This is a genomic window from Phycisphaerales bacterium (assembly GCA_016716475.1).
Classification (GTDB): Bacteria; Planctomycetota; Phycisphaerae; order UBA1845; family Fen-1342; genus JADJWG01.
Genome location: JADJWG010000001.1, coordinates 305,450 through 321,761, shown reverse-complemented (window position 1 = coordinate 321,761; position 16,312 = coordinate 305,450). Strand labels below are relative to the sequence as shown.

Annotated in this window: 12 protein-coding genes; 6 read left to right on the top strand and 6 right to left on the bottom strand. The window is 65.7% G+C overall.

Going from position 1 to position 16,312, the window contains the following annotated elements; all coding sequences use genetic code 11:
* Window positions 1–108 precede the first annotated feature (108 nt).
* The 3 genes from IPM18_01400 (at window position 109) to IPM18_01390 (ending at window position 4,526) form a co-directional block, all read left to right on the top strand.
* Complete coding sequence (locus IPM18_01400; GenBank protein MBK9118247.1) at window positions 109–2,412, top strand: copper-translocating P-type ATPase; 2,304 nt, start codon at window positions 109–111, stop codon at window positions 2,410–2,412.
* A 105-nt stretch (window positions 2,413–2,517) separates the two neighbouring features.
* Complete coding sequence (gene thyX, locus IPM18_01395) at window positions 2,518–3,288, top strand: FAD-dependent thymidylate synthase (protein MBK9118246.1); 771 nt, start codon at window positions 2,518–2,520, stop codon at window positions 3,286–3,288.
* 35 nt (window positions 3,289–3,323) lie between these two features.
* Window positions 3,324–4,526 (top strand): hypothetical protein, encoded by a 1,203-nt coding sequence (locus tag IPM18_01390; protein ID MBK9118245.1) that lies wholly within the window; start codon window positions 3,324–3,326, stop codon window positions 4,524–4,526.
* Window positions 4,527–4,567: 41 nt separating this feature from the next.
* Here IPM18_01390 and IPM18_01385 read toward each other — a convergent pair whose 3' ends face one another.
* The 5 genes from IPM18_01385 to IPM18_01365 form a co-directional block, all read right to left on the bottom strand.
* Window positions 4,568–6,055, bottom strand: a complete 1,488-nt coding sequence (locus IPM18_01385) for an adenylosuccinate lyase (GenBank protein ID MBK9118244.1) — start codon at window positions 6,053–6,055, stop codon at window positions 4,568–4,570.
* A gap of 7 nt (window positions 6,056–6,062) precedes the next feature.
* Complete coding sequence (locus tag IPM18_01380; protein MBK9118243.1) at window positions 6,063–7,250, bottom strand: aminotransferase class I/II-fold pyridoxal phosphate-dependent enzyme; 1,188 nt, start codon at window positions 7,248–7,250, stop codon at window positions 6,063–6,065.
* Window positions 7,251–7,578: 328 nt separating this feature from the next.
* A complete protein-coding gene (locus IPM18_01375; protein MBK9118242.1) occupies window positions 7,579–9,381 on the bottom strand; it encodes a hypothetical protein in 1,803 nt (600 codons plus the stop codon).
* On the bottom strand, window positions 9,326–9,943 hold the full coding sequence (locus IPM18_01370; GenBank protein ID MBK9118241.1) for a hypothetical protein: 618 nt from the start codon (window positions 9,941–9,943) through the stop codon (window positions 9,326–9,328). Before IPM18_01370 ends, IPM18_01375 begins: the two co-directional genes overlap by 56 nt.
* Before the next feature lie 75 nt (window positions 9,944–10,018).
* A complete protein-coding gene (locus IPM18_01365; protein ID MBK9118240.1) occupies window positions 10,019–10,933 on the bottom strand; it encodes a 23S rRNA (adenine(2503)-C(2))-methyltransferase RlmN in 915 nt (304 codons plus the stop codon).
* A gap of 783 nt (window positions 10,934–11,716) precedes the next feature.
* Between IPM18_01365 and IPM18_01360 the strand changes: the two genes are divergently transcribed.
* On the top strand, window positions 11,717–13,255 hold the full coding sequence (locus IPM18_01360) for an OFA family MFS transporter (protein ID MBK9118239.1): 1,539 nt from the start codon (window positions 11,717–11,719) through the stop codon (window positions 13,253–13,255).
* Between the two features lie 96 nt (window positions 13,256–13,351).
* Here the strand turns inward: IPM18_01360 and IPM18_01355 are convergent, their stop codons facing one another.
* Window positions 13,352–14,242 carry a type II secretion system protein gene (locus IPM18_01355; GenBank protein ID MBK9118238.1) on the bottom strand — a complete coding sequence of 297 codons (891 nt, stop codon included), beginning with the start codon at window positions 14,240–14,242 and terminating at the stop codon, window positions 13,352–13,354.
* A 240-nt stretch (window positions 14,243–14,482) separates the two neighbouring features.
* Between IPM18_01355 and IPM18_01350 the strand changes: the two genes are divergently transcribed.
* Together IPM18_01350 and IPM18_01345 are read left to right on the top strand one after the other, a co-directional pair.
* Entirely contained in the window at window positions 14,483–15,049 is a 567-nt protein-coding gene (locus tag IPM18_01350; protein ID MBK9118237.1) for a hypothetical protein, read from the top strand.
* 37 nt (window positions 15,050–15,086) lie between these two features.
* On the top strand, window positions 15,087–16,259 hold the full coding sequence (locus IPM18_01345) for an AGE family epimerase/isomerase (GenBank protein ID MBK9118236.1): 1,173 nt from the start codon (window positions 15,087–15,089) through the stop codon (window positions 16,257–16,259).
* Window positions 16,260–16,312 lie beyond the last annotated feature (53 nt).

Genomic DNA, 16,312 nt, shown 5'->3' with positions numbered 1-16,312 from the left:
GTGGCTACGGTCGGGGCGCACAGCATTCGGATGATTGGATCCATGGGAAAAGCAACAGACGAATCAGGGCAAGTCGGTCTTGTCGCCGGCACTGCTCGGCCGAGAACGATGCGACTCGAGCTGCTGGTCACGGGAATGACTTGCGCCGCGTGCGCGGCGCGCATCGAGCGCGGTTTGCGAGTGGCAGCCGGCGTGCGGGAAGCAGTCGTCAATTTCGCCACCGAGCAGGCCACGATCGAGTTTGACGTTCATGAGACCGACGTGAACCAACTCGGCGACGTGGTCGCAGCGCTGGGATATGGCGTGATTCGGCCGCAAGCGACGAGCGCTGTGAAAACGGAATTGGATTCAACGGTCGGGGGGCAGCGTGAAGATTCCGTGACCGACCCGGCCGAAACACTGGAGGCGGAACGTGAGCGCGAGTTCCGCGACCTGCGCCGCCGCTGCATGCTGGCGGGAGTGTTGGCGCTGCCCGTATTCGTGCTCGCGATGTCGCACGGACAGATTCCTCTCTTGCAGGCGTGGTGGAACCCGTGGGTCCAATTCGTCCTCACGACACCGGTCGTGGCGTATTGTGGCGCGGGGTTCTTCGTGCGGGCCTGGCGTGCGTTGCGGCACGGTGCAGCGGACATGAATACGCTGATTGCGCTGGGTACGGGAACGGCTTACACCTATTCGGTTGCGGCCGTGCTCTGGCCGGGGCTGTTCGTGGGGCACGCTGCGGAGGGAGCAGCGCACGGTCAGGAGGCACCGGTGTATTTCGAAGCGGCGGCGGTGATCATCACGCTGGTGCTGCTCGGCCGGCTGCTGGAGGCCCGCGCCCGTGGTAGGACCGGGGCGGCGATACGCCGACTGATGGACCTTCAGCCGCGGACGGCACGGGTGCTGCGCGCCGGCCAGGAACAAGATGTGCCGATCACGGCGGTTGTGGTCGGGGATCTACTGCTGGTGCGGCCGGGGGAGAAGGTTGCGGTTGACGGTGTCGTGGAAGCGGGGAACTCGGCGTTGGACGAATCCCTGCTGACGGGTGAGAGTCTGCCGGTCGAGAAACAAGTTGGCGATGAGGTCTTTGGCGGAACACTGAACACGGTCGGCGCATTGCGCTACCGCGCAACGAAAGTCGGGCAGAACACTGCGCTCCAGCAGATCGTGCGGCTGGTGCGGGAGGCGCAGGGGCACAAGGCCCCGATCGCGCGGCTGGCCGACGTGGTCAGCGGCATCTTCACGCCGATCGTGATCGGCATCGCGATGTTGGCGTTCGTAACGTGGATGCTGGTGGGTACGGGTGATACGCGACTGCAGATGGCGTTGTTGGCGTTTGTGTCGGTGCTGATCATTGCATGCCCGTGTGCGTTGGGGCTGGCCACACCGACGGCGATTCTCGTCGGCACCGGGCGTGGCGCGGAGCAGGGGATTCTGGTGAAGAGTGGCGCGGCACTGGAAGCAGCGCGCGGGCTCGATACGCTCGTGCTCGACAAGACCGGGACGCTCACCACGGGACGGCCGGCACTGGTCGGAACCCTGGCTGCGGATTGGGTAGAGCCGCGCGAATTGCTGCGGTTGGCCGCCGGGGCAGAACGCCACAGTGAGCACCCCCTGGGTGCGGCCGTTGTATCCGCGGCGCAGGAGCAGAAGCTCGCGCTGGACGAGCCGGTGGATTTTGAGGCGCGTGCGGGGCGGGGGATATCCGCAACCGTGGCGGGGCGGCGTCTACAGATCGGAAGCGCGCGGTTTCTTACCGATGCGGGTGTCACGACTGAGTCGGTGGGTGCACGCGCGGCGCGCGAGGCCGAGCTGGGGCGCATGCCGCTGTTCGTGGCGATCGACGGGCGCTTTGCGGGTCTGCTCATCGTGGCGGATGAATTACGGCCGGAAGCCGCCGAGGCGGTAGCGGCGCTGCGCGCGCTGGGGCTTGAAGTGCTGATGGTCACGGGGGATCAGCGCGGTACCGCGGAGACGGTCGCGCGACAGGTGGGCATCGACAAAGTGCTGGCCGAGGTGCTGCCGGCGGGCAAGGTCGAAGCCGTGCGGGCGTTGCAGGCCGCAGGGCGACGGGTCGGCATGGTGGGCGACGGGATCAACGATGCGCCGGCGCTGGCCCAGGCGGACGTGGGCATTGCCATTGGAACAGGCACGGACGTAGCGCTGGAGGCGGCGGATCTCACGCTGATCCGAGCTGACCTGCGTGGGGTGGTGACGGCGTTGCGTCTGGCGCGGGCGACGCTAAGCACAATTCGGCAGAACCTGTTCTGGGCGTTCGTGTACAACGCGCTCGGGATTCCGGTAGCGGCCGGCGTGCTCTATCCCTTCACGGGCTGGCTGCTTTCGCCGATGCTGGCGAGCGCGGCGATGGCGGCGTCGAGCGTGTCGGTGGTGACGAACTCGCTGCGGCTGCGGTCGTTCCGGGGGTAGGGTTACGCGGCGGCGCCTGTGCCCCTACAATGCCGGGCGCTGGGTGTGGCTCCGTGGTCGGTACATACCGGCCACGGTCCTGCGCCAGGTTCAGGAGGAGTGCGTATGAAATTCATCCGCGAACCCCGCGTATACCTCGTTGGCCGACAGGAGGTTGACTCCGCCGGACTCGACGCATTCATTGCCGACTGCGAGACGACGTGGCAGACCGACACCGAGATGGCGGCCGAGAAGCTGTGTGAAGCCGCCGGCCGCATCTGCTACATGTCATTCGGCAAGGGCCGCAAGTCGAACCAGGAGTACCTGAGCCATATTATTGAATCGTTCCATGGGTCGGTGCTGGAGCACGCAGTCTGGAATTTCATCATTACCGGTGTATCACGCACGTTCACCCACGAACTGATTCGCCACCGCGCGGGCTTCGGCTACTCGCAGCTCTCGCAGCGCTACGTGGATGAGTCGGACACCGACTTTGTCGAGCCGGAATGCATCGCCGCAGATCCCGAACTACACCGCATCTGGGTGGGTAGCATGGAGCAGGCCCATGCGGCGTACTGCCAACTGGTCGAGAAGCTCATGGAGACGTTCGCAACCGAGCCGGACAAGACTCTGCGGCGCAAGCTCGCGCGACAGGCCGCCCGCAGTGTCCTGCCCAATGCGACCGAAACGCGCATCTTCGTAACGGCGAATGGACGGGCGCTGCGGCACTTCATTGAAGCCCGCGGCAACGAGCACGCGGAGGTCGAGATTCGGCGCGTGGCCATCAAGATCCTGCGGATGGTGCAGCGGGAATCGCCGGCGCTCTTCGGTGACTACACGATCGAGCGCCTGGCGGACGGGACCGAAGTCGCCCGCACGAACTACCGCAAGGTGTAGTCCCCGCGGTCCGCTTCGGCCCAGGAGTCATTGCCATGCAGCGCCGTCGAGCGGTTTCCCCACTTGGCCGACTGATCGTCACCGGTGTTCTGGTGCTGGCGGCGGCAGCGCTCGCCGTGGCCGACCTGGCGGACGTGTATCTGCGGAATGGGCTGCGGTTGCGCGGCGAAGTGACGGTGACAGCCGAGGCCGTGGTGGTCCGTAACGCTGCGGGGGAGGTGCGGTTCGACCCGGCCGACGTGGTGCAGGTCGTACCCGTGACGCCTGCCCCGGAGACGCAACCCGGCACGCCACCGGTGACCCAACCCCTGCCCCCCGCTACACAGCCGGTGACACGTCCGGCTGAGCAGTCCGATCCGCCCAGTTTGCCCGAGGTTGGTGAGGAACTGCCCGAGCCCGAAGGCGAGCCAGTGCCGGAGGTGGCCACGCCATTGGCGCCGGCGCCGGCAATCTCGGACGAGGACATTCAGAAGCTCAAGCTGTTTGAGCTGCGCAGCGACCTGCGTCGCGAGGAATTGCGTGTACGATTCAAGCGCAGCGGGCGCCAGCGGGAACTCGCGATCGAGGTGCTGGAAGAGTTGCGGTTACGACCGGACTTCGATCGCCGGTGGGAAGAGGTGCTGACGCGCGGAACGGTGGAGGAAAAATTCGCGTTGATCCTGCGAGAAACGGGCTACAAGTATGCCGACCGGATCGAGATCGTGAACGACCCGGAGGTGTTCCGTGTCTTTCGCCGCCGCGTACTGCCCATGCTGACGCGCGGTTGCGCGGGTTCGGGTTGTCACGGCGGGGTGCATGCCCGCGAGTTTCGCTTTCCTGGGGGCGCGACCAGTGGCGAGCAATATGCGTACGCCGTGTTCGCCCTACTCGACCGGATGGAGACGAGTAAGGGGCCGCTGATCCATCGTGACCTGCCAGAGCAGAGTGTACTGCTTTCCTTCCTGCTGCCGCCGGAGGAAACGATTCATGGGCATCCGCCGGTGGGGCGTGGGCCGCGTTTCCGCCCAGTGGCGCGCCGCCCGGATGATCCGAACTACCGAGTGGTGCTGGACTGGATCGACTCGCTTGCCATGCCTCGACCGGACTACCAGTTGGCATACGAGCCGCTGTACCCGGGCCGCGGGGTCGGGTGGGCGGAAGCGGGAATTGAGCAGGCCGAAACGCGTGCGGCGGAACCCGACGAAGCCGCGCGTGATGGCGGGGAGCCGACCCCGTCAACGGGTCCGGCCACTCCTTAACCGGGCCCGTGTACCGTTTGCGTGGCTGTCGATGTGCCCGCCTACACGTGCAGTTCGACTGAATCGATTGCGTCGCCCTGCCAGCGTTTCAACAGCGGCCGCACGACTTTGCGGAGGTAGTCCCGGGTCTGCTGGGCGGCGAGACCGGTATACCGCCGGGGGTCGAGCAGCCGGTCCCACCGCACGCCGTCAAAGGCCGGATCCGCCTGCAGCCGGGTGACGAGGTCATTCGGCCGTCCGTACTGCTTGACTTCCTGCCCTGCGGCCTGGGCATGACCACGAATGCGCTCGTGCAACTCCTGGCGGTCGCCGCCCAGGGCGACGGCGTCCATCAGGATGTCCTCGGTCGCGATGAAGGGCAGCTCCGCCTCCACGTGCTTCGCGATCATGGCCGGGTAGACCACCAGCCCGTTGCAGATATTGTGCAGCAGCACCGCCAGCGCGTCGGCCGTGAGGAAGGCCTCCGGCATGACGAGCCGTTTGTTACTCGAATCGTCGAGGGTGCGCTCGAACATCTGCGCAGCGAGCGTCATCGGCGGTGAAGTGGCAAGACTCACCAGGTACCGCGCGAGGCCCGTCGCCCGCTCGCAGCGCATCGGATTGCGCTTGTAGGGCATGGCGGAACTGCCGACCTGTGAGCGTTCGAAGGGCTCCTCCACCTCCTTGAGCATCGCCAACAGGCGGAGATCGTTGCAGATCTTCTGCACGCCTGCCGCGAAAGAGCACAAGGCGTGTAGCACATCGACATCGACTTTGCGCGAGTAGGTCTGCCCGCACAGGTCCACGGCCGCGCCGAAGCCGAGCCGCACAAGAAAGCTGCGCTCCAGCTTGCGAACTTGGGCCGGCGTGCCGAGCAGGCGCAGGAAGGAGGCCTGTGTACCGGTTGCGCCGCGCAGACCGCGGGCCCGGAGGCCGTTCGCGAGCTCCTCAAAGCGCAGCGCATCGGCGACGAGATCCTGTAACCAGAGCGCCGCGCGCTTGCCGACCGTCGTGAGCTGTGCCGGTTGGAGGTGCGTGTATCCCAGCGTCGGCAGATCGGCATGCTGCTCGCAGACGTCGGCGAGCACTGCCAGCACCGGCACGAGGCGACGACGCAGGAGCACAAGGGCCTCCCGCAAGAGGAGCAGATCGGCATTGTCCACGACGTCCATGCTCGTCGCGCCGAGGTGCAGGATGCCGCGCGCCGCGGGAGCCGCGTCGCCGTAGGCATGGATATGTGCCATCACATCGTGCCGCAGGCGGCGCTCGTACTCGGCGGCTGCGGTGTAGTCGATCCGGTCGACCGCTGCGCGCAGGGCGCGAATCTGAAGTTCACTGATCGCGAGCCCGGCTTCCCGCTGCGCTTCCGCCAGGGCGAGCCAGATACGCCGCCAAGTCCCGTAGCGGTGGGCGGGGCTCCAGATTGTGAGCATCTCCGGGGAGGCATAGCGGCTGGCGAGCGGATGCTCGAAGTCGGGCCGTGGCGGCGCGGCCGAACTGGGCGTGGTTCGGTCACGGGTTACCGAGCGGGACTTCTGTTTGCGTGCCATAGTAGGGTTAACCCTCCAGGGCCTGCGCGAGATCGGCGAGCAGGTCGGCGGTGGTTTCAAGTCCAAGACTGAGGCGGATGAGCCACGGGGCGCGGCCGTGGGGCGCGCTGAAAAGCAGCTTCGCCTCACCGCCAAGGGCGAGACTTTCAAAGCCGCCCCAACTGCACCCCAGGCCGAACAGCCGCAGACGATTGAGGAAGCGGTGGGTGGCGGCGCGTGACTGTTCCCGCAGTTCGAAGCTGAGCACACCGCTGAAGCCGCGCAGTTGCGAACGTGCTCGGGTGTGGCCGGGATGCCCCGGCAGTCCGGGGTAGTGGACAGCCGCGACGGCCGGATGGGCGGCCAGCAGGTGTGCGACCTGCAGCGTGGTGTCCTGGTGCTGACGCATGCGGACCGGCAGGGTGCGCAGCCCACGCAGCAGGAGCCACGCAGCGAATGGATCGGGCGTGGCGCCGAGCCATTCTGTTTCGACTGCCACTCGGCGTCCGAGATCAGGGTTGCGCCCGATGACCGCACCCGCGACGACGTCGCTGTGGCCACCGATGTACTTCGTAGCGCTGTGCACGACGAGGTCGCAGCCGAGTTCGAGCGGATTCTGCCAGTAGGGTGAGGCCCAAGAGTTGTCGTGGATCGTGAGGATGCCGCGCGCCCGAGCCGCCGACGCAAGAGCGGGCACATCCAGCACGTCGAACCGCCCGGAAGTCGGGCTTTCCAAGTAGAGCAACCGAGTTTCCGGGCGCATTGCGGCGAGATAGGCCTCCGTCTCCACGCCGGGGACGAAGGTGGCGGTCACGCCGAAGCGCTGCAGGTAATCGGTGAGGTACCGCCTTGTGGGAAGGTAACAATCGTGCACGCAGACGACATGCGCACCTTGACTCAGCGGCAAGTTGATCGCTGCGGTAATTGCGCCCATGCCGGAGGCGCAGACCCGTGCCCAGGCGCCGTGTTCCAAAGCAGCGAGTTTGCGCTCCAGCACGGTTGTCGTCGGGTTCGCTCGGCGCGTGTAATCAAAGTGGGGTGGTTGGGGGTCGTCACGCGTTTCGAACGCAGCCGCATCGGGATAGACAAAAGTGGAAGATTGGATGAGGGGTGGAGCCGCCGGACCCGCGGAGCGGCGGTCTTCGGCGAAGTGCGCACAGAGGGTCTCGAAGCCGACCTCGTCGGAAAGGCGCGGTGCATTCGGGTTTTCGTTCACGCGCAGCTCCTGAAACAGGTGGCCGGGGCATTGCACCCGTTGTACCGGTGCAGGTGCGCAGATTCGACGCGCGCCTTCCGGCGGTCAAGCGCCCCAATGTGTTTTGGAGCCGGCTGCGGGTGCGAAGGCCGCGACATTCGGCAGTAGCTTCGCAGCGCGCTGCATGACGATCTCCTGGAACCCAAGCCGCCGACACGCGATGGCCGTCTGCTGTGGCCACGAAGGATTCGCCACAACTTCCCGGTAGGCCGGACCGAGTTCCCGCCGTAGGCGGAACAGCCCCGGCGGCACGGGGAAATCGGAGCCGAACAAGAGCTTGTGGTGCAGTTCAGGACGGCGACGGAGTGTCCGGAGGTAGGCCACCTTGCCGAACGAGCAGAGCCGCCGAGATGTCGGCATACAGGGGCGCATCGGCGAACTCACCCGCGAGGGCTTCAAGCAGCAGGCGGTGATCGCTTCGTGGACCCCACGGCGTGGCGGGCGTTCCGACGTGGGCAATGATGGTGGTCGGCATGCGGTCGTGGCGGCGCAGAGCGCGCAGCGCGGTGCGTAAATCGGCGAAGCGCTCGCCACGCGGGTATTGCATGGTGAGTGTGAATTCCTCGCCACAATGGATGAGCAGCGGCAGGCCGAGGTGGGCGCAGCGCTCCATGGCCGCGTGGGTGCGCGGATCATCGAACGCGATTCCATGGTGTGATGGAATCCACTTCAGCAGGCACGCACCACCGGCAAAGACTTCATCGATGAGGTCTGGCGCGTGGGGACGGTAGGGGTGGACGGAGGCGCCGAAGAGGAAACGGTCCGGAAAGCGCCGACAGCTCGCGCGCACGAAACTGTTCGAGGAGTAGATATCACTGCCGAAACGAGTTCCCTGGGCCGGCAGCAGAGGACATTCTCCGGTTTCGGTGATGGCCGCGTCGAAAGCGAGGAGTACAAAGCGGTCGATGGGCCCCGTTGCTGGATCAAGGTGTGCGTGGAAGTCGTGTGCGAGTCGCGCATCCAGCTCCGGTCCCGCCGGCGGCAGACCCTGCCACCAGCGCACCAGGCGCCAGGCGGGACGGGCCAGGGCCCGCGGTGAGATGCAGGAGTCGAAATCGGTGGGACGCAGGGTGGTCACCGCGGCCCCGGTATTCTCAACCCGCTCCGGTTCGAAGCTGAAGCGGTCTGGTGCCGTTGCGGCGCGGCGCGAGAAGGTGTAATGGCAATGCACATCGAGGATCATCGTGGCGGTGGCCTTTCCTCGTGCTCCACGGGGTGTGCCTCCGCCCAGTCGGCGAGGTCGTCGGCCAAGCTCTCGGGGGCCGGTCGTCGCGCGGTGAGTGTACGCAAGTCCGTCCGCTCGAGTCGCGCCGTACGCCGGGTCCAAAGCCAGGCGGCCACCAGGCCCCCGGCTGCCCGCGATGATCAGCCAGACCCACGGCCGGGGTGGCGCGGACGTGGGCACATGTTGGCCGATGGCGGAGGGTCCGGGGGCCACGAGAAGCAGCGCGGGGCGCGGCCGCCCGGCACTGTCGAGATATTGCCGCACCATGATGAAGTAACCGGTGACGGTGAGGGTGGCTCCGAGTGGGAGGTCGGTAGCCGGCTGGGTGAAAATGAGCGTTGCGGTAAGCGGTTGGTTGGGGCCGGTCAGCTCGATTTGCGAGAGCAGGCCCAACTCGGGGATGTTAGGGAGTCGGTAGGGGTCTTTGTTTGCCGCGACGATACCAGTGAGTGTGATCGGGCGACCGCGAAAGGCGCGTGGCTGTTCTTGCAGCAGGCGCCAATCAGCGATTTCGGTGGGCGGTTCAACAAAGCCCGGGGAGAGCGGATGGGAGTGGACGAATCTGGCAACCGCGTAGAAACCCGGGTGGTCGAAGTGCAGCGCGAAGTCCTCGATGGATTCAAGTTGCGTGAGCACGGCGGACGGCAGTTCGTGCTCTAATGGTGTGGTATGGTCAGAGAGTGGAGTGGGTGGGCTTTGCAAACCGCCGGCCGTTTTCAGCGTCGCTTGGGGCTGTACGAGCAGCGTGAGCCAAAGGCCGAGGAGGATGAAACCGGGGTGCGGAGTGGCACGCTGTGCACCGTGTCCGCGTTCAGTAGTCGAATCCATCGTCCCACGGAAAATCCGGCTGCGTTGTCGGGAACTCATCGTCCGCCTCATCGGTCGAGGGTTGCCGCTCCGGTTGAAGCATGGCGGGTGCGAAGACCATGCGCAGCTCACCCTCCTCCTCGAACACCAGGATTGCAAGCCGATTCTCGTCACCGCGGCGGAGGGCAATCGGCTCACCAGGGCGGAATTCGACGCGCACGACTACGCGATGGGTTCCCGGCGGCAACTCAGGGTGTTGGAGCGGCTCGATCTCCTCGACGGTCAGCCGTTGCAGACCGCCCAGGGCCTGCTCGAAACGGCTGCGACTTTCTGGGTCCGCGCGGCGTGAGACGAGCCGGCGATAGCCCATGTAGTCGCCGGCGAGCGACGTTTCGACGAACTGCCGCAGGAAACGGCTGACTGCGGGGTAGCGTTCCTCCAACCCGGCGTCGAGTGTGTAATCAGGCGCCGCCGGTGCGGTGGCAGCCATCGTCGTGGCATTCGGCCCCGTGGCACCTTGGGGTCGCTCCTCCTGGCGCTTACAGCCCAGCGACAGAAGGGGCAGCGCTGCCGCGACAAGCGTTACGAGGAGGACCGTATTCTTCCGGGAAACTCTTCTCATCACGAGGGCATGTTATCGCAAGCCGTCCTTGGCCGCGACGCGCGATTGCGGATGACCAAGGGGCAGTGGGTCACCTCAGGCGACCTGCCCACAGGTGCTCTCACCAGGTGACTGGGGCAGGGGTACGCCCAAAGAGTGGCCCAGTTCCTTCCCGGCGGGGCTCCGCGACTTCCGCACGCGTGTGAACTCCCGGTTGCCAAGTTGCCCACACGCCGCCATCAAGTCACGCCCCTTGGTAAGCCGCCGTTTCACGCCCTGGCCAGCACCAGCGACCCAGGCCATGAACTGCACGACCGACTCATCCGTAGGCGCCGGCCAGGGTGAATTCCGTCTTGGGTTGTAGGGTATCAGGTTGAGCATGCACTTCAGAGGGCGCAGGTAGTCGGCCACCTCCAGGGCATGTTCCCGTCGATCATTCACACCGGGGATCAGCACATACTCCATCATGAAGAATTGGCACTTCCGCAGGGGGTAAGCCAGCAACGCATCGCGGAGGACGTCCATCGGCTCGAGCTTGTTCACCGGCATGAGCTGCGAGCGAATCTCGTCATTCGGTGCGTTCAATGACACGGCGAGATTGATCCTTCGCCAGCCCTGCGCTGCGAGGCGGCGTATCCCCGCGGTCCGGCCCACGGTGGATATCGTGATGCGGTCGGTTCCGAAGCACAATCCGCTGCGATCGCGCAGGACCCGTACCGCCTGGAGGACATGCTCGATGTTGTCGAAGGGCTCGCCCATCCCCATGAAGACCACGTTGCGCAATCGGTGGCCGAACTGCCTCCGGGCTTCTGAGACTTGCCCGACAATCTCGGCCGCCGTGAGGTTACGGATGAGGCCGAGCTGCGCAGTTTCGCAGAACTCGCAGCCCCGCGCGCAGCCCACCTGAGAAGACACACACAGTGTGCGCCAGAGGCCCCCGGTGCGCATCATCGGAACAACGACGCTTTCCGTCTCGAGCCCGTCGGCCATCTGCTGGACGAACTTGGTCAAGTCACCGTCCACATGGGACCGAACAACCGGGCGTAAATCGGCGCAGAGCGGCTCCTTGGTTGTTGGGGCCGGCTCCTGGGACGATGCGGCCACCGTTTCTGTGGTTTCTGCACCCGCGGCGCCCCACATCAATCGCCGGTACTGCTCTCTGAGGACAGGCACGTGGTGTGGGCGAGGTTGCAACTTAGTGACAACCTCATCGAAGGTCAGGCCCAGGATTTCGAGCGCGCAGCGATCGCGAGTACTCCAGTCCGGTCTGGCCGCCCCACAGCGGGTTGCGGTTTGAACCCTTGACGGGTTCCATTGTAGCGGCCACGGGGGCCCCTTGGCGCCGACGCGGTACGAACAGGGGTGTGCCGCGCTGCTTGAGGGGTGACGCATACAGAGCCGGATGAACAATCGGCTGTGCCGTACACCGGCGGAGCAGGCCGATGGGTGGGCCGGTCATGATGATCTTCTAGTCGCCCGGGCCGGCGTCGCTTCCCACCTACGCGATATTCGGGTATACTGGTCGGAGTAGCGGAGTAGGTCTGTGCCGCGCGGCCACCGGCCGGGTCTGCGGCTCAGCGGGCCGCGCACATTTCTTCGGCCGGGCGTTATGTGTGGCGCTTGGCCTGCCCAGCCGGCCCCGCGTGCCGCCTTCGGATTCGACCCCACTTACAGCCGTTCGCCAGACAACGCGATACACCGGCGCCTGTTGGAGGCGCCGTCACCGGCAACATCTGCCCCGCTTGCGGTCGCTGTTCGGCGGCCAGGTCGGGATGCTCAGAGTGGGAGCCGCACATGTCTGACGCACGGTCCTCGGTTGCCTCACCCCCCATGACCCGCTGGTTCGTGCTCATCGGTGCGCTGATGATTCAGCTCATCCTGGGCACGTTGTACGGGTACAGCATTTTCTGGGAGCCACTCCAGCCGATCGTCTTTCCGCCAGATGCGGCCTGGGCTGGCAGTGAGGCGACAGTAGCCCAGCGGACGGCTGCCGAGCAGGGGGCGCTCAAGTATGCGTTTTCGATCTGCATTCTCGCTTTCGCAGGGACGATGGTCTTCGCCGGTCGCGTGCAGGACGTGCACGGACCGCGTGTCACCGCCATCATTGGCGGGGTCTTGATTGGAGCGGGTTTTCTGTTGGCCGGCCTGATGCAGTATGAAGCGGTGTATTACGTGGCCCATGTGGGTCTGGTCGCGGGTGTGTTACTGATGCTCCTACTCATTTCCGAGGCCGTCTTCGGCCGCTCCGCCACGTCCGAAAGCGCGGTTGTGCGGAATCTACCGTGGGTGCTGTTTTGCGCGGTGACCGTCGCGGGGGTGCTGGTGGGGGTGCAATACGTGGGCAAGCTCGGAACGGTGGACCGCCTGCTGCTGCTGTGGGGGACGGTCGGTTTGCTGGCCGGTGCGGGTATCGGTTTCGCGTATGTGTGTCCGATCGCCGCTCTGATCAAGTGGTTCCCCCAGCAGAAGGGGCTCGTGGCCGGTGTAGCGGTCGCGGGCTTCGGATTCGGGGCGTACGTGTTTGCGCTCAGAGGGTGGGAACTCGGCGCGCTGGGCTTCATCCAGGCCTATGGAATCGAGCGCTTCTTCCTCGTCCACGCGGCCGTATGCTGTGCCATCATCGCGCTCGGCGCCCTGCTGCTGCGGAACCCCCCGGGGAGCGTCACGGTGCGCGGCGCAGTCGAGAGCGACTGGCGCGGCACCCTGCGCAGACCGGCGTTCTACATACTCTGGATGATGTATTTCAGCGGAGCGCTCGCCGGGTTAATGGTCATCGCGATCGTGATGCCGTTCGCGGGTGCCCAGTTGGTCGCCGCGAACCCGGGCGCGGATGAGGAGCTGCGTGCCGCGCTTCTGCTGCGCGGTGCGGCCGCGGTCGGCTGGTTGGCGATCTTCAATGCCGTCGGGCGCATCGTGTGGGGGCTGATCTCGGACCGGGTCGGTCGAACGCCGGCCTTTGTGGCGATGTTCACGTTCCAGGCCGTGGTCATGTTCCTGCTTGGATACGCCCAGACCGAGCTCACCCTCGCCGTTGGTGCGGCCCTGGTAGGATTCAATTACGGGGGCTGCTTCGCACTGTTCCCCTCCGCAACGGCCGACCTGTTCGGCGCGAAGAATCTCGGCGCGAATTACGGCTGGGTCTTTACCTCCTACGGAATCGCGGGCCTGGTAGGGGTTACGGCGGGCAATGCGGCCCTGGCCCGTACACAGAGCTACACGGCGGCGTTCGCCCTCGCCGGCGTGCTGTGCCTGTTGTCGGCGGTGCTGGCGATCGGGCTGCACGTCGGCCGCCAGCGGGCAAACCTGCCGAGCACGGCACCCGCCCCGGCGTGAGAAACGCCTCCCAACCACGCACCGCGCAGGCGCGCCACAACCGGCGCGCCTGCGCGGTGACGCACTCTGTGTATCGTCATCTCCACGGGTGGCTTTCTACACCTCCCACGGCCAGATCTGCGGGCTACTGGGGTGAATCTTGAAATCCACGTGCTCATCCCAGGCGAAATAGGGGCTGGCGGGATTGTCGGCCGGATCGAAGCCGAGCCCGTTCCACAACGCGTTGTCTCGGTAAGCGTCCTGCGGACGCAGGCGTTCGCCATGACCATCGGCAAAGACGGCCGAAGAACGCCCGAGGTGCCGCTCCGACAGGTAGGTGCGGTGATACTTCCAGGCGTAGGGTTCGAGCACGCCGCCACTGAGACTTGTAAGCGTGTAGGTTGGGATAAAGGTGGGATCGAGCAAGTAGCCGTGGTTGCCCCAGCGCTCAGGGTCGTTATCGCCCAGCGGGGCTTCCGGCTGCCACGGCAGATCACGGCCAGTCCCATCACAATCGCCGAACGCGATCGTCCGGGCCGGGTTGCGCACTTCACGGATCGGGAACGCTTCCCAGGGGCGGTACTTGTTGTGCGGCTCGGTGTTGTCCCTGACGCTGCCGAGGTACTTGTAGTTGTAGCCGTACGAGTTGTTGCGCCCCACTTCCCACCAATCCGGCACGGCCGGGCAGCGCTGCACCTTGAACCCAGCAAGGTAATCGGCCATGACATGGAACCAGCGCAGCCGTGAGCCATCCGCCAGGCGCCATTGGTGAGCAGGAAAGTTGCCATTCTCGTTGTGGTAGAGCTGCATCCCGCGGCCCAGTTCCCGGCAATGCGCCAGACACTGCACGGCCCGGGCCTGCTGCCGTGCGCGGCCGATCGTGGGCAAGAGTATGGAGATGAGCATGGCGATGATGGCCACGACGACCAGCAGTTCGATCAGAGTGAAAGCACGAGGCAAAGCCCGCCCACACCGGCCGCCTGCCGCAAAGTTCGCCACGCTTGTCATACCTAAATACCTCCCGTTGCCCGCGCTGAAACCAACCTTCAGCTCCGGATCCGCAAGCTACTCCCGCCGCGCTGCGATTGTCAATCTGAAAGTTTTTGCCGGTCCGTTCGGCGCTGGGTGACAACCGGGGCGACGGCTGGCCACGGGCCGGGCGGGCACTATACTGGCGGGCGCGGCTGCGCGATGGTCCTGGCGGCGGACGGCGCGGGCGCACTTCCCGTGTACGGAGCCGATTCTTCCATGCATGCCCCTGCAATTCTTTCACTGCGCACGCTACGGTATCTCGCCAACCTCTGCGCCGTCACCTTGTTCATGGCCGGACTCGGGGGCTGTGCGACCACCGCACCACAGGTCACCGACGGTGAAATGGAAATGGTGGCCTACTACGAACTCGTCGTGCCCACTCGGCTGGAGATTCAGCGTTACCTGACGCGCCCCGTCAGTCTTGCTGGGGACGGGGACGCCGACGCACTGCGCGTCCTGCTGGCGGTTTATGACGCCAGCGGCGACCTTGCGAAAGTCTACGGCCGCTTCCAGTTTGAGCTGGAGCAGCGGGCACAGCGCGAAACCATCGGCCGCCGCGTGGCACTGTGGCCGATCGTGCTCGACACGCCGGAGCTGATCCAGCGCTACCGTGACTACCCCTCGCCCTATTATCTCTTCCCGCTTGAACTGACCCACAAACCACTGCCGCCGGGGCAGTACGTGCTCACGGTCCGGCTCTTCCTGCCGGGCGATCACCGGATCATGGATGTGTACGAATTCACCTTCGACGGCAAGCACGCGACCCCGCTCGAGCCGCACTGAATCCGCGGCCGGCGCACTGCGGCGGAGGGATGTGCCGATGGATCGTGCCCGCCTGGTTGCGCTGTGCGACCTGTACGCCCATGGCCTTGCGGATACCGTCGCGTTTTGGGAGCGCTGCGGAGTCGATCGCGAGCAGGGGGGTTTCTTCACCTGCCTGGACCGCCGCGGTGACGTGTACGACACGGACAAGCCCGTCTGGTTCCAGGGTCGTGCCACCTGGCTTTACGCCACGCTCTACCACCGTGTTGAACCACGCCCGGGCTGGCTGGCGCTCGCCCGTCATGGTTACGACTTCCTCACCCGCCACTGCTTCGATGAGCAGGGCAAGATGTACTTTCTTGTGGATCGCGCCGGCCAACCGCTGCGCATGCGGCGGTACGTGTACAGCGAAGTTTTCGCCACACTCGCATGTGCCGCGCTGGCCGAAGCCACCGGGGAGCCGGAATTCCGTATGCAGGCCGTGAAGATCTTCGGCCGTTTCGTACACCACCTGCGCACGCCCGGTCTGAGTTTACCGAAGACGAACCCCGACGTGCGGCCGGCCAAGGGGCTGGCTCCGCTCATGTGCCTGGTCAACCTGGCAGATACCCTGCTGAGGATCGACCCGGATGGGCCGTACGAGCGTCTCATTGACGAGGCCGCCGAGGAGATACTGCGAGAATTCGTGCGGCCGGAGCTGCGCGCCGTGCTCGAAACCGTCGGCCCCGGGGGAGAGCGTATCCCAGGCGCCGAAGGTCGCACGATGAACCCCGGCCATGCGATCGAGGCGGCCTGGTTCCTGCTGGAAGTGGCCCGACGGCGCGGGGATGCGGCCCTGGTGGAGCGGGCGCTGCCGATGATCGACTACAGTCTGGAACGAGGTTGGGATCCCGACTTCGGTGGGTTGCTATATTTCGTCGACGTCGAGGGTCGGCCACCGACGCAGCTCGAACATGATCTCAAGCTCTGGTGGCCGCACTGCGAGGCGCTCTACGCGACGCTGCTCGCGTGGCACATGACGGGGCTGGCAAGGTTCGCGGAGTGGTTCGAGCGGCTGCACGCCTGGACCTTCGCACACTTCCCCGACGCCGAGTTCGGTGAGTGGTTCGGCTACCTCCATCGCGACGGCAGCGTCTCGACGCCACTCAAAGGCGGGATCTGGAAAGGGCCTTTCCACGTGCCGCGGGCCCAGCTCTATTGCTGGAAGCTGTTCGAGGAACGACTCCGCTGAGGGGACATCCGGCACGCCGCTGCGCCCTACCGCTTTCCCACTTTTCCACGCGC